Source organism: Streptomyces coffeae (genome assembly GCF_016741875.1).
Classification (GTDB): domain Bacteria; phylum Actinomycetota; class Actinomycetes; order Streptomycetales; family Streptomycetaceae; genus Streptomyces; species Streptomyces coffeae.
This window is the reverse complement of the sequence record NZ_JAERRF010000006.1, coordinates 260,221-273,520: the sequence shown is the minus strand read 5'-3', so window position 1 is coordinate 273,520 and position 13,300 is coordinate 260,221. Positions and strand designations below refer to the sequence as shown.

Here is a 13,300-nt window from a genome sequence, read left to right as displayed (position 1 = left end):
GCATCGACATCGGCCTCAGCCTGGGAATATCGAATTGGAGTAGCCCTTACTCACAAGGGCACACAAAGACCGTACGGGGGCCGGCCGCCCTCAGTTCGGTCGGCCCCCGTACGGTCAGCCCGGGTACATGGCGTAGGGCGCCGGGTCCGGCTCGGGCCGCCGCATATGACGCGGCTGCCGCCCGAAGCGGGATCCGGCCCAGCCGAGCGCGAAGCCCGCGGGGATGGTGAACAGGCCGGGGTTGTTCAGCGGGAACCACTGGAAATCGTGGTTCGGGAAGACCGCGAGCGGGGCGCCGGAGATCGACGGGGAGAAGGTCATGGTGACGACGGTGAGGATCAGTCCGCCGTACAGCGACCAGCGCAGTCCGGTGGTGGTGAACCCGGACCACATCGTCCCGTAGAACAGCGCGGGCAGCAGCGCGGAGCCGGCGGCCGCGAAGGTGAAGGAGATCAGCACCTGCCGGTTCCAGTCCTGGGTCGCCACCGCCAGGATGACGGCCAGCACCCCGACGACGACGATCGCCGTACGGGCGGCCGCGAGCTCGCGGTCCGGGGAGAGCCGCCCCCGGAAGACGACCTTGGCGAGTCCGTCGTGGGCGAGGGCGGCCGCGGCGGCCAGGGTGAGTCCGGCGACCGCCGCCAGAGTGGTGACGATGACCGCGCAGGCGACGATGGAGAAGAGCAGACTGCGGTGGGCCGCCTCGGTCCCGGGGTCGAGTGCGCGGGTGAGCACCAGCAGGGTGTCGTTGCCGGTGGGGTCGGCGGTGCGCAGCCCCGGGCCGCCGACGATGGCGGCGGCCCCGGCACCGACGATCACGATGAGCACCAGGAGGGCGGTGACCGCCCCGACGGCCCAGGTGGTGGCGGCCCGGGCGGCTTGCAGACCGCGGATCGGATGCAGCCGCATGGTGATGTGGGGCATACAGCAGGCACCCAGGGCGACCGTCAGCTGCGCACTGAGGACGTCCAGCCGCCCGGCGGCGGAATCCCCGTACTGGCGGCCGGACTGCCAGAAGGTGCCGCCGAAACCGCTGGCGTCCGCGGCGGTTCCGAACAGGCTGACCGGGTTCCAGGAGAACCGCTTCAGCACCAGCACGGCGAGCAGGATGAACGCGGCGAACAACACGAAGGTCTTCACGATCTGGATGAAGCCGGTGCCCTTCATCCCGCCGAGCGCGGCGTAGCAGACCATGAGCGATCCGATGAAGATGGTGCAGCCGGTGACCGCCGCGTTTCCGGGGATGCCGAGCATCACGGCCAACATCGACCCCGCCCCGTTCAGCTGGACCAGCAGCAACGGCAGGACGACCACCACACAGACGACGGCGGTGTTCACGCGCGCGGGGCGTTCGCTCAGCCGCTCCGAGAGCACATCGCCGAGGGTGAACCGGCCGTGGCCGCACAGCGGACCGGACATCACCAGCATGAACATCAGGATCGAGAGCACGGTGGAGGAGGCGATGAGCACCCCGTCGAACCCGGCCAGCGCGATGGTGCCGGTGGTGCCGAGGACGGTGGCGGCGGAAATGTAGTCGCCCGCGATGGCCAGGCCGTTCTGCATCGGGCTGAGCCCGCTGGTGCCGAGGTAGAACTCGGTGGGGTCGTCATTGCCGGTGGCCGCGAGGATGCACAGCAGGAAGGACACGGCGATGAAGCAGGCGAAGAGCACAAACGCCAGGGTCCTCGGGTCGAGGAAACTCACCGCTCCGCCTCCCCCTCGGCGGCGGACTGGCGATGGGTCCGGGCCAGGACGGTGAGCAGCACCGTCGCGTCCAGGGCGACCAGCAGGGCGCCCAGGGTGAACCCGCTGCCCTGCCCGATGTCGACCACGCCCTCCGCGGCGCAGTTGACCACCACGGCCGCCACATGGCAGGCGAGGGCCGCACAGGCGGCGCGCGCCGTCCAGGGCCACGGCCGCTGCCAGGGCGTCCGGCGCAGGCCGCGGGACACCGTCGGGGGGTGGGTCGGCATCGGGGGCACCGAGGGTGCCGAGCCCTCGGCACGGGCCGAGGGCTCGGCAGATGCCGGGAATACGGCCGCTGCCGGGGGTGTGGCCGTGATTCCCGACATGGCATAGATGGCGGGCATCGCCTGCCGGGCGGACATCGCCGTCCTCGCGGACGGCGGTGGCATGGCGGGGCGCCCTGAGGCGGTACGACCTGCCGATGCCGCGTGACGTCCGGGCGCAGCCGTGGGCATGCGCATCGGGCGCTGCCTCACGGGTGGCGCCCAGGGCTGATCGTGATCGGACATGTCGCGGCTCCTCGTGGGGGTCCGCCCCGTGGTCCGGTGGGGCGGGACCGCCACAACAGCAGCTCACCAGGGAGCTCGTACACCCCGGCGGCCAACTGCGTGGCAGGGGCACATGATCCGCACCGAGCGATTGTGCACGCCCACATCGCCGCCGGTGGCGGGGTGCGGATCAGGTGTTCAGCAGCTGGTGGGCGGAGAGCGCGAGCGACAACTCCACGACGTCGCGCGGGTGGTCCAGTGAGCGCGCGGTCAACTGCTCGTAGCGGCGCAGCCGGTTGAGCACCGTATTGCGGTGGCAGAACAGCAGCTCACCGGCGCGGCGGGCGGATCCGTCGGCCTCCAGCCAGACGGCCAGAGTGCTCAGCAGCACATCGCGGTCGCCCGGTTCCAGTGCGAGGACGGGGCCGAGCATGCGGGTGGCGAGGGCGGACCCCAGCTCCGGGGAGGAGATCACCAGCGCCTCCGGGTAGTGGTCCTCCAGCAGTGCCGCCCGCCCCGGCGCCGGGCAGGCGCGCAAGGCCGTATCGGCCAGCCGCCGGGCCGTGTTGACCGCGGCCAGACCGTTCACCTCGGGGCTGACCCCGGCCCGGCCGCCCGGTGGCACCACCAGCTCGCGCACCAGCTCCGCCGGGCTGGTCTCGCCCAGCAGCACGATGGCGTGGGCGGCGCCCTCACGGGTGTGCCACACCGTGCGGCCGCCGCCGCGCACCTCCGGCGGGCGCGGGGCGCGGGGCGAGGAGTCGGCGTCCTCCAGCGCCACGACCACATAGCGCCCCTGCTCCGGAAGGCCGAGGACGGCCTCCGCCTCCGGGAAGTCGCTCACCCGGGCGGTGCCGTCGAGCAGCGCCCCGACGATGATCCGATAGCGGTTCTCACGGTGCCAGGCAAGCTGCCGCCCGACCTCGTGGTACGCCTCGGCGACGAGGGTGCAGTGCTCGTCGACGAAGTTCCAGACGTCGGCGGCGACATGGACCAGCGCCCGGGCGCCGTGCGGATCGTCGCGCGAGGCGGTGTCCAGGAGGTGTTCCCACACGACGGTGCAGCCGATGCGGTAAGCGTGGAGCAGCGCGTCCAGCGGAAAGCCCTGGGCGGCGCGGTCGGCGCCGATCCGCCAGGACACCGAGCGGGCCGCCTCCCGGCCCTCCTTGGGGTTCAGCAGGGAACGGACGTTGTTGCTCAGCGAGTCGTGGACTTCGCGCCACAGCTCGTGCGGATCCACGCAGGTGGCCCGGTAGGCGGGCTCCCGCTCCTTCATCAGCGCGACGATCCGGTCCGTCAGCCGCGGCAGTTCGTCGACCAGCACCCGGGCGGTGCGGTGCAGCAGCGCGATGGTGTCCGCGTCGGCCCGGGACCGGATCGGCGGCCGGGCGGCGGGCATCCGGGGCATGGCCCGGACCCGGTCGGTGGACAGGCGGGGAGCGGGGCGCCCCACGGCGGGGACGGAGGGGCGGGAGCCGGAGACGGTGACTGGGTGCATGACGTTCCTCCACCTGTGACGTGCAGTGCCGCTCAGCGCGGCATGATGAGGCAGCGACCCGCTCCATGGCCAGAGCCTCACCGCTATTGCACCATCGGCATACCGCCTGGTCGGTGTCCTCCGCGATTTCGTTACGGGTCCGCTGCCCCACTCCCACTATCGATCATGCCCTCGCCCCATCCGAACGCCCCCTCCCCTTTCCACCAGCGCATATCGCCCGGGACACCCCTGGGAGCCCGCCCTGTTTGCACCGAAGCCACCCGGCATCCGTCGGTTCACCCACCGATATGCCGCGCGGCTGATTCCCGGAGTGTGCGGACGAGCGGCGGCGGGGGCACCGTGGAGCGGTGCCCCCGCCGCCGTCCCGGTGGTGTACGACCGGGACCGGGATCACCAGCCCTTGGTGACGCGGTGCGCCTTCAGCGAGCCGCAGTTCGAGCCGTAGGTCCAGGTGGACTGGTTGTCGATGCCACCGGCCCAGTCGACGCACTTGCCGCGCCCGTTGGTGTACACCGGTCCGGCGTACGAGCGGTACAGGCCGCTGTCCTCGACCGACTCGGAGGCCCCGTGTGCGTAGAGGTAGGCGAACATCTCCACCGGTGAGCCCGCCGCGTTGCGCACGGTGACCACACAGTTCTTGCCCTTGGAGGAGTTGTAGGTGAGGAAGACGGTGCCTTTCGACCCGATCGGCGCCGAGTTGACCACCTTGTAGCCGCTTCCGCAGGCCCCGTTGTACGCGGCCTTGGCGGCGGCTGACGCCTGCGGGGCGAGGGCCGCGGTGCCGGCGATAGCGGACGCCAGGACGGCGGTTGCGGCGATACCTCGAGAAATCTTCATTTATCCCCCTTGTCTCCTAGACACTTTTTGCGTCTGAAATAAGTGACATGTTGAGGCCGAAGAAGGTTGTACTACCGTGAAGCGCTTGTGCGTTCGACCGTTGACCCGGCGGTGCGACGGCCCGTTCCGGAATGAACGCCGCACCGCTGCACCCCGTATGGGATGGGGAGGCGGGCCGCTGCCCCGCCGTGAACCGGAGCCTGGAGGGCCGTCTCGGATGACCTCGTACCGCACCGCCGCCGCGGCCGCCCTGCTCGGAGCCGTCCCCTGTCTGCTGACGGCGCTGGCCGCCGGGCCCGCCGCGGCGCACGGCGCTCCCACGGACCCCGTCAGCCGGACCGTGGCCTGCTCCCCCGAGGGCGGGAAGGACGCGCGGTCGGCCGCATGCCAGGCGGCGGGCAAGGCCAACGGACCGGGCGCGGAGCACTGGGACAATCTGCGGGTCGCGGGCGTGAACGGCGAGGACCGGCGGAGGATCCCGGACGGAAAGCTGTGCAGCGCGGGGCTCGACGCCTATAAGGGGCTCGATCTGCCGCGCGGCGACTGGCCGTCCACCCGGCTGACCGTCGGGGAGGACCTCACGCTCACCTACCGGTCGACCATCCCCCACACCGGGACCTTCGAGCTGTATCTGACCAAGCGGGGCTATGACCCGAAGCAGCCGCTCACCTGGTCGGATCTGGAGGCGAAGCCGTTCGCGAAGGCCACCGACCCGGCGTTGGTGGACAACGCGTACCGGATCAAGGCGAAGCTGCCGTCCGACCGGACCGGCCGTCAGATGCTCTACACAATCTGGCGCAACACCAGCACCCCAGACACCTACTACTCCTGCTCGGACGTGGTGTTGACAGCGCCCGCCGACGGAAAGGCCGCCCAGGCCCAGCAGCCGGAACAGCCGGAACAGCCGCCCAAGACGTCACCGTCCCGGCAGACGCCCGCCGCCCGCACCGCGGCCGCCGACGACGACGGAGGGGATTCCACCACCCCGGTGCTGCTGGCGAGCGGGGCCGCGGTGCTGGTCCTCGGCGCGGGCGTCGCGACGACCGTACGGCGGCGACGGCCGAACCCCTGAACCGCCCACCGCCACAGCCGACTTCGCGCCTTCCGAGATCCCCAGCGGCTCCGCCTCTTGAGGCCGTCGGCATGTGGTCGTACGTTCCCCCACACGGACCCCGCAGGACACTCCGCCCACACCGTGCGACCCGAGACTGAAGGGTCACCGCCGGACCTTGGAGGAGCCATGCCCGCACCTGTGTTCAGCCGTCGTCACGGTATGCGTGCCGCGGCCGCCACCGCCCTCGCGCTCCCGCTCGTCACCCAGGCCCAGGACGCCGCCGCGGACGCCCCCTCGGGCGATGACCCGCGGCTGACCGCCATGACCTTCAACCTCCGCTACGCCTCCGACTCCGAACCCAACTCCTGGGCCCAGCGCCGCCCCGCCATGCGCGAACTGCTGCGCCGGGCCCGGCCCCAGCTGCTGGGCACCCAGGAGGGGCTGTACGGGCAGTTGCGCGATATCGCCCATGACCTCGGACCGCGCTACACCTGGCTCGGCACCGGCCGGGCGGGCGGCAGCCGGGACGAGTTCATGGCCGTCTTCTACGACATCGACCGGCTGGAACCGCTGGAGTACGACCACTTCTGGCTCTCCGACACCCCGTATGTGATCGGGTCGAACACCTGGGGCGGGGCCGTGGTCCGCATGGTCACCTGGGTCCGCTTCCTCGACCGCGCCACCGACGGGCAGTTCTACGCCCTCAACACCCATCTGGACCACCGCAGTCAGCACGCCCGGGAGCGGGCCGCGGCACTGATCACCGAGCGGCTGCACGGGCTCGACAAGGCCCTTCCCCGCATCGTCACCGGGGACTTCAACGTGGCCGCCCACGGCAATCCGGTCTACGACGCGATGCTCGACGGTGGGGTGCTGGTCGACACCTGGGACACCGCCGAGCGGCGCGGCAAGCAGTACGCCACCTTTCACGGCTACGGTCCGCTGGTGCCCGACGGGGACCGGATCGACTGGATCCTGACCTCGCCGGGGGTGCGCACCCGTCACGCCGTCATCGACACCTACTCCCTCGACGGCCAGTTCCCCAGCGACCATCTGCCGGTGCGGGTGGTGCTGGAGCTGTGACCGGCGCGACCCGCGACGCGCCTATCGGCCCCGGTGCGCCACGGGCCGCTCCTCCAGGTCGCCGTGGCGCGGCAGCCGGAGCAGGGTGGCGGTGGCCAGCAGAGCCACACAGCCGGTGAAGATCAGCCCGGCGGTCCGTACCCCGACCGCGACGGACAGCGCCCCGACCCCGATCACCGGGATCGAGATCGCCAGGTACATCAGCACGAACAGGGCGGAGGTGACCTCGGCGCGCCGCGCGGCCGGGCTCCGCCGGGTCACCGCCCGCACCGCGGCGTGGAACGACAGCCCCTGGCCGGTGCCCGCGACCACCGCCCCGAACACCAGCAGCGGCAGTGAGGCAGCGGCCAGCGAACCCGCGATGGCGGCCATACCCGCCACCAGCAGGGCGCACCCCCCGGGCAGCGCCCGCCGGATGCCCAGACGCTGTGCCAGCAACTGACCGCCGAGGGAGGCGGCGAACACCGAGAACACCACACCACCGGCGACGGCGAGATCCCGTTCGCCCTCCACATCGAGCAGGAAGGTCGGGGTCACGGAGGTGAACAGCCCCAAGGTGGCGAAGCCCGCGAACCCGGCCATGGCCGCGGGCACAAAGGTGGAACGCATGTCGCGGGGCACGCGCAGCCGCTCCGGCCGCACCGGTGGACGGCCGGTGCGCCGTACGGTCTCGGGGAGGGCCAGCACCCCGACCGCCGCCAGCGTCACCAGGACGAGGTCCACCACGAACACCAGCCGCAGCGGCGCCGGGGCCCACTCCGCGAGCACGCCCGCCAGCAGGGAACCGAGGCCCAGCCCGCCCAGATTGGCCACGGTGGCGACGAGGGTGGAGGCGTTTCGCAGCCGCGGAGGCGCCAGTTCGATGACGGTCACGGTGGCGGTGCCGGTGATCAGCCCGGCCGAAAGCCCCGACAGCGTACGGCCGGTGAACAGCTCCGGCAGTCCGTCCGCGTCGAGGAAGCACAGCGCGCTGGCGGCGGACAGCACCAGGGCTGCCAGCATGACGGGGCGTCGGCCGACGGCGTCGGACAGATGGCCGAACAGCAGGAGCGCGACGATGACACCGAGGGCGTAGACCGCGTAGATCATGGTGGACGTGAACGGGGAGAAGCCCAACCATCGCTGGTAGAGGTCGTAGAGCGGGGTGGGCAGAGTGGTGCCGACCATCGTGGCCACAAAGGCGTAGGCCGCCACGACGAACGGCCAGGTCCGGTCTGCCTCGTATTCCTGAGTCCCCATGCTGCGTCATTTCACCACAAAGCGACAGGAGTCCAGCCGTCCCGTACGGCCGTGCCCGTCACCGGATCCGCTCCGGCGGGCAGGCCCCGGCCACCCCGCTGACCGGCGATGACCGGCGATGACCGGGGTCGGCCCCGGGGCCGTCCTGGGCCGCTCACCGCATGGGGCAGGATAGGCACCTTGCGCCGGGGCCGAACGGATGTGCCCCGGCACGACCCGTAGTTCCCGGATCGAGCAGGTGACAGCGTGACAGAACAGCACTCCGGACGGCGCTCCGCCCCGGCGGCAACAGGGGGTGGTGGCCGATGAACCGCGCGCTCACCCTGCACGACATCATCGTGGTCGGCGCGGCGCTGCTCGGCAGCGTGGCGGTCGGTCTGCTGCTGCGGTTGGGCCTGCGCTGGCTGGGGGTGCGGGCCCGGAGAACCCGGTGGAGCGGCGATGACATCATCGTCGACACCCTGTGCAGCCTGGCACCGTGGGCCGCACTGGCCGCGGGCGCGTCGGCGGCGGCCGCGGCGCTGCCGCTGACCTCGTCGGTCGGCCACGATGTGAACCAGGTGCTGATCGGGGTGCTGATCCTGGTCACCACGGTCACGGCGGCGCGGGTGGTGGCCGATCTGGTGCGGACGTTGGCGCTGTCCCGCTCGGGGGTGGCCGGAACCGCCACCATCTTCGTCAACATCACGCGGATAGCGGTGCTGGCGATGGGTGTGCTGGTGCTGCTGGAAACGCTGGGCGTCTCGATCGCGCCGCTGCTCACGGCGCTGGGCGTGGGCGGTCTGGCGGTGGCGCTGGCCCTTCAGGACACCCTGGCCAATCTGTTCGCGGGGGTGCACATCCTCGCCTCCAAGACGGTGCAGCCGGGGCACTACATCCGGCTGAGCAGCGGGGAGGAGGGCTATGTCGTGGACATCAACTGGCGCAACACCGCGGTGCGTCAGCTCTCGGACAACCTCGTCATCATCCCGAACGCCAAACTGGGCAATACCATCATGACCAACTATCACCAGCCGGAACAGCAGATGTCCGTCATGGTGCAAGGACGAGTCGGTTACGGAAGCGATCTCGCCCATGTCGAGGGCGTGACACTGGAGGTCGCCGGGAAGGTGATGGCCGACGTCTCCGGCGGGGTCGCCGACCACGAGACGACCGTGCGGTTCCACACCTTCGGCGAGTCGGGCATCGACTTCTCGGTGTTCCTGCGCGCCCTGGAGTTCAGCGACCAGTACCTGATCAAGCATGAGTTCATGAAGGAACTGCACAGCAGGTTCCGTGCGGAGGGCATCGAGATCCCGCTGCCGACCCGCACCCTTCTCCTCCCCCAGCAGGAACAACCGCCGACCGGACCGGGGTTCATCTCCCCTTCCTCACTCTGAGTTGCGGCTTCGCTTCGTACGCACTCCGTATGACTTCCCGTCCGGCGATGAAGTGGGCATGACCTGATGTAACCGAATGAGCTCAGGGTTGCCTCTTGTGACGTATTTCATACCGCCATAGAAATGACATAACAGTTCGTTGAGAGTCTCCTACACTTTTGTGCGTACTGTCGTGACGGTTGGAACAATTCATGGAGCACCAGAGGTCACTCATGCAGCCTTTTGCACTGGGCCACGCAATCCCGGCCGACCAATCGCCGGTGATTGTTCCCTACTCGTATAACGTCGCCCTCCAGTTGAATGTGCTTTCCGACGGGCGTCCGGCCATCGCGGACCGGGCGGTGCTTCTGGCCACCGGTACGACCACCTCAACAGCTGGTTCGAAGACGCACTTCGACGACTGACCGACTGAACCAGAAGAACTTCGATGACGGTACTCATCCTGACGTGCCGCCAGGATGTGACGGCGGACCTGGTGGTGGCGGAGCTGCGCGAACGCGGCGTCCCCCTCGTCCGCTTCGATCCCGCGGACCTTCCCAAGGACGCCGCCCTGTCGGCCGATTTCGACCGCGGTGACTTCACCGGCTACCTGTCGACCGGCGGACGCCTGATGAGCATGCACGGCCTGCGCTCGATCTGGGTGCGCAGACCGGGACAGCCCGCGGCGCACGCCGACGAGCCCTCGGAGTGGCTGACCGCCGAGTGCGGCCAGGCCCTCTACGGGATGCTCTACTCCACGACGGCCCGCTGGATGAACCACCCCGGCGCCGCCGTGCTGGCGCGCTGCAAACCCTTCCAGTTAAGGATTGCCCAGCGGAGCGGTTTCGCCGTTCCGGCCACTCTCGTCACCACGTATCCCCGGGCGGCCCATGAGTTCGCGGCCGAGTTCCGCGACATCGTCGTGAAATCCACCTCCGGCCCGCCCAGCGTCGATCCCCCGGTCACCCTCCCGACCACCCGCATCGGGCCTGACACGGATTTCTCGGACGTCGCCGCCGGGGCCACCCTTCTCCAGCGGTTCATTCCTAAGCAAGCCGACATCCGGCTGATCTGTGTGGGTGATCAGTTGTTCGCAGCGCGTAAGGTCTCCGCCGCCGACCAGGTGGATGGCCGCTTCGGCTGCCATGGACATCTGTGGGAGCCGGTGGAAGTGCCCGACAGAATCGTTCGCGCGGTCCACGAGTACATGTCACTCACCAATCTCGCCTACGGAGCCTTCGACTTCGCCGAGGACGAAGAGGGCCTCTGGTGGTTCCTGGAGTGCAATCAAGGTGGCCAGTTCGGCTTTATCGAGCTGGAGACCGGCCAGCCCATCGCGGCGGCCGTCGCGTCCTGGCTGGCCGCGCCCCGCAGTGCCGAAGGCTGCTGACCCGCACCGCCGAAGGCAGACCCGTACCGCCCGGCGGCGACTGATTCGTCGCCCCGGCCGGCCGGTCGTACCCTGATAACTGAAGAACTCCTGCCCCGTAAGCGCGGGAGGTCCGGATGACCGCGCCCGAAGGACTTCTCCGCCCCAGCAAGGCGGACGCGCCCCGCTACCTCCCCATCGCCGAGCACGGACTGATCGGCGATCTGCGGACGGCCGCGCTCGTCGGCACGAACGGCACCATCGACTGGTACTGCTGCGCCCGGTTCGACGCCCCCAGCGTCTTCGCCTCGATCCTGGACGCCGACCGCGGCGGGGCCTTCGAGCTCGCCCCGGACGTGCCGGTACGCAACAAGCAGTTCTACTTCCCCGACACCAACATCCTGATCACCCGGTTCTTCGCGGACGACGGGGTCGCCGAGGTCCAGGACTTCATGCCGATCACGGACGACTCCCGCGAGGCCGACCGGCACCGGCTGATCCGCCGGGTGCTGTGCGTCCGCGGATCGATGCCGTTCACCGCGCGGGTGGCACCCCGCTTCGACTACGGCCGGCAGACCCACTCCCTGGACATCGGGCACGACCACACCATCTTCGCCTCCCCTGATCTGTCGCTCGCGCTGACCGCCAGCGTCACTCTCGAGGCCGACGGCCAGGACGCGGTGTCCACCTTCAAACTGGTCGAGGGCGAAACCGCGGTCTTCGCGCTGGACCGGATCGGTGACTCGGTACGGCCCCGGGCCTGCCCGCTGGCCGAGGCCGAGGAGCAGTTCGGCGCCACCGTGCGGTACTGGCGCCGCTGGCTGTCCCGGTCGCGCTACCGGGGACGCTGGCGCGAGATGGTGCACCGCTCGGCGCTCACCCTCAAGCTCCTCACCTACGCTCCGACCGGTGCCATCGTGGCCGCGCCCACCGCCGGTCTGCCGGAGCTGATCGGCGGCACCCGCAACTGGGACTACCGCTACGTCTGGATCCGTGACGCCGCGTTCTGCATCTACGCGATGCTCCGGCTGGGCTTCACCGACGAGGCCGAGAACTTCGTCCGCTTCCTGTCCGAGAACATCCGCCTCCAGGAGGGCCCGCGCGGACCGCTCCAGATCATGTACGGCATCGACGGCCGCAGCGACCTCCCCGAGGAGGAACTGCCCCATCTGGAGGGCTACCTGGGTTCGGCCCCGGTCCGCATCGGCAACAAGGCCGTCGAACAGCTGCAACTGGACATCTACGGCGCCCTGGTGGACTCCCTCTACCTCTACGACAAATGGGGCCAGCCACTGTCCAGCGAGCACTGGGACACCATCGGCGAACTGGTCGGCTGGGTCTGCGACCACTGGGACCAGCCCGACCGCGGCATCTGGGAGAGCCGCAGTGGGGACCAGCGGTTCCTGTACTCGCAGTTGATGTGCTGGGTCGCGATCGAGCGGGCCATGCGGATCGCCCGCCGTCGCGGGCTGCCCGCGGACACCCTCCGCTGGGCACGCGCCCGCGACACCATCTACCGGCGGATCATGCGCAACGGCTGGTCCCCCGAGCGGCGGGCGTTCGTCCAGCACGAGGGCGATGACGTCCTCGACGCCGCGGTACTGATGATGCCGCTCGCCAAATTCATCTCCCCCACCGACCCCAAGTGGCTGTCCACGCTGGACGCCCTGGGCGAAGAGCTGGTGTCCGACTCGCTCGTCTACCGCTACGACCCGCAGCGCAGCCCCGACGGGCTGCCGGGCGAGGAGGGCACCTTCTCGATCTGCTCGTTCTGGTACGTGGAGGCGCTGGCCCGGGCGGGCCGGGTGGACGAAGCCCGGCTGGCCTTCGAGAAGATGCTGACATACGCCAACCACCTCGGGCTGTACGCGGAGGAGATCGGCCGCACCGGTGAGCAGAGCGGCAACTTCCCGCAGGCGTTCACCCACCTCGCCCTGATCAGTGCGGCGTTCAACCTCGACCGGGCGCTGGGCTGACCGGATGGCATGGGCGATAGGTTTGACCTGTCCATGTACATGTCTTTCCGAAGGACGTTCATGTCACAGCCACCACCGCCCGGGAATCCCTACGGCGCGGTTCCCGGAGCCGGCTACGGCGCGCCCCAGGCCCCGGCGGCCCCGCAGGTGCAGGCGCCGGCGCAGCCGTTCGCCGGCGCCCCGGCCCAGCCCGGGGCGTACGGGCAGCCGGGTCCGTACGGTCAGCCCGGGGCGTACCCCCAGCCCGGCGCCCAGGGTCAGCACATCTGCCGGATCTGTGGCGGCTTCCCCGCGGCCGATGTCACCATCCGCGCCCACCAGGGAATGCTGGTGATGATGACCTTCCGCAAGCTGGAGGGCCCGTTCTGCCGGATCTGCGGCACCTCGGTGTTCCGCGACATGATGAGCAGGACGCTGTGGCAGGGGTGGTGGAGCCCGTTCTCGGCAGGGCTGTTCAATCCGTTCACCATCATCGCCGACCTGGTGGCACGTTCGAAGATCAACAAGCTGCCGGACCCCGGCCACGACCCGTTCGGGGCACGCCCGGACATCGGTAAGCCCGTTTTCCGGCGCCCTGCCTCGTTCGTGGTGCTCGTGCCGGTGTTGTGGCTGCTGACCGTGTTCATGGTCATCGCGTTCGGATAGATAAGGT

12 protein-coding genes are annotated in these 13,300 nt (G+C 70.0%); 7 read left to right on the top strand and 5 right to left on the bottom strand.

What is annotated here, in order from left to right; genetic code table 11:
• Positions 1-114 precede the first annotated feature (114 nt).
• The 4 genes from JK363_RS12470 to JK363_RS12455 form a co-directional block, all read right to left on the bottom strand.
• On the bottom strand, positions 115-1,704 hold the full coding sequence (locus JK363_RS12470; protein ID WP_201874793.1) for a sodium/solute symporter: 1,590 nt from the start codon (positions 1,702-1,704) through the stop codon (positions 115-117).
• Complete coding sequence (locus JK363_RS12465) at positions 1,701-2,108, bottom strand: hypothetical protein (RefSeq protein WP_201874791.1); 408 nt, start codon at positions 2,106-2,108, stop codon at positions 1,701-1,703. Before JK363_RS12465 ends, JK363_RS12470 begins: the two co-directional genes overlap by 4 nt.
• A 316-nt stretch (positions 2,109-2,424) precedes the next feature.
• A complete protein-coding gene (locus JK363_RS12460; RefSeq protein WP_201874789.1) occupies positions 2,425-3,732 on the bottom strand; it encodes a PucR family transcriptional regulator in 1,308 nt (435 codons plus the stop codon).
• Between the two features lie 390 nt (positions 3,733-4,122).
• A complete protein-coding gene (locus JK363_RS12455; protein ID WP_201874787.1) occupies positions 4,123-4,569 on the bottom strand; it encodes a spore-associated protein A in 447 nt (148 codons plus the stop codon).
• Positions 4,570-4,786: 217 nt separating this feature from the next.
• Between JK363_RS12455 and JK363_RS12450 the strand changes: the two genes are divergently transcribed.
• Positions 4,787-5,641, top strand: coding sequence for a lytic polysaccharide monooxygenase (locus JK363_RS12450; protein ID WP_201874785.1), 855 nt, complete (start codon positions 4,787-4,789; stop codon positions 5,639-5,641).
• 168 nt (positions 5,642-5,809) lie between these two features.
• Positions 5,810-6,706 (top strand): endonuclease/exonuclease/phosphatase family protein, encoded by an 897-nt coding sequence (locus tag JK363_RS12445; RefSeq protein ID WP_201874783.1) that lies wholly within the window; start codon positions 5,810-5,812, stop codon positions 6,704-6,706.
• Positions 6,707-6,727: 21 nt separating this feature from the next.
• On the opposite strand, the gene JK363_RS12440 is transcribed toward JK363_RS12445, so the two are convergent.
• Positions 6,728-7,945, bottom strand: a complete 1,218-nt coding sequence (locus JK363_RS12440) for an MFS transporter (RefSeq protein ID WP_201874781.1) — start codon at positions 7,943-7,945, stop codon at positions 6,728-6,730.
• 305 nt (positions 7,946-8,250) lie between these two features.
• Here JK363_RS12440 and JK363_RS12435 point away from each other — a divergent pair, with 305 nt between their 5' ends.
• From JK363_RS12435 to JK363_RS42295, 5 genes are all read left to right on the top strand, one after another.
• Complete coding sequence (locus JK363_RS12435; protein ID WP_201874779.1) at positions 8,251-9,324, top strand: mechanosensitive ion channel family protein; 1,074 nt, start codon at positions 8,251-8,253, stop codon at positions 9,322-9,324.
• Positions 9,325-9,536: 212 nt separating this feature from the next.
• Positions 9,537-9,728: a putative ATP-grasp-modified RiPP gene (gene tgmA, locus JK363_RS12430; RefSeq protein ID WP_201875063.1), complete on the top strand. Its 192-nt coding sequence runs from the start codon at positions 9,537-9,539 to the stop codon at positions 9,726-9,728.
• A 23-nt stretch (positions 9,729-9,751) separates the two neighbouring features.
• Complete coding sequence (tgmB, locus tag JK363_RS12425; protein ID WP_201874777.1) at positions 9,752-10,693, top strand: ATP-grasp ribosomal peptide maturase; 942 nt, start codon at positions 9,752-9,754, stop codon at positions 10,691-10,693.
• Between the two features lie 116 nt (positions 10,694-10,809).
• Positions 10,810-12,648 (top strand): glycoside hydrolase family 15 protein, encoded by a 1,839-nt coding sequence (locus JK363_RS12420; protein ID WP_201874775.1) that lies wholly within the window; start codon positions 10,810-10,812, stop codon positions 12,646-12,648.
• A 60-nt stretch (positions 12,649-12,708) separates the two neighbouring features.
• Positions 12,709-13,293: a hypothetical protein gene (locus JK363_RS42295; protein WP_236075711.1), complete on the top strand. Its 585-nt coding sequence runs from the start codon at positions 12,709-12,711 to the stop codon at positions 13,291-13,293.
• Positions 13,294-13,300 lie beyond the last annotated feature (7 nt).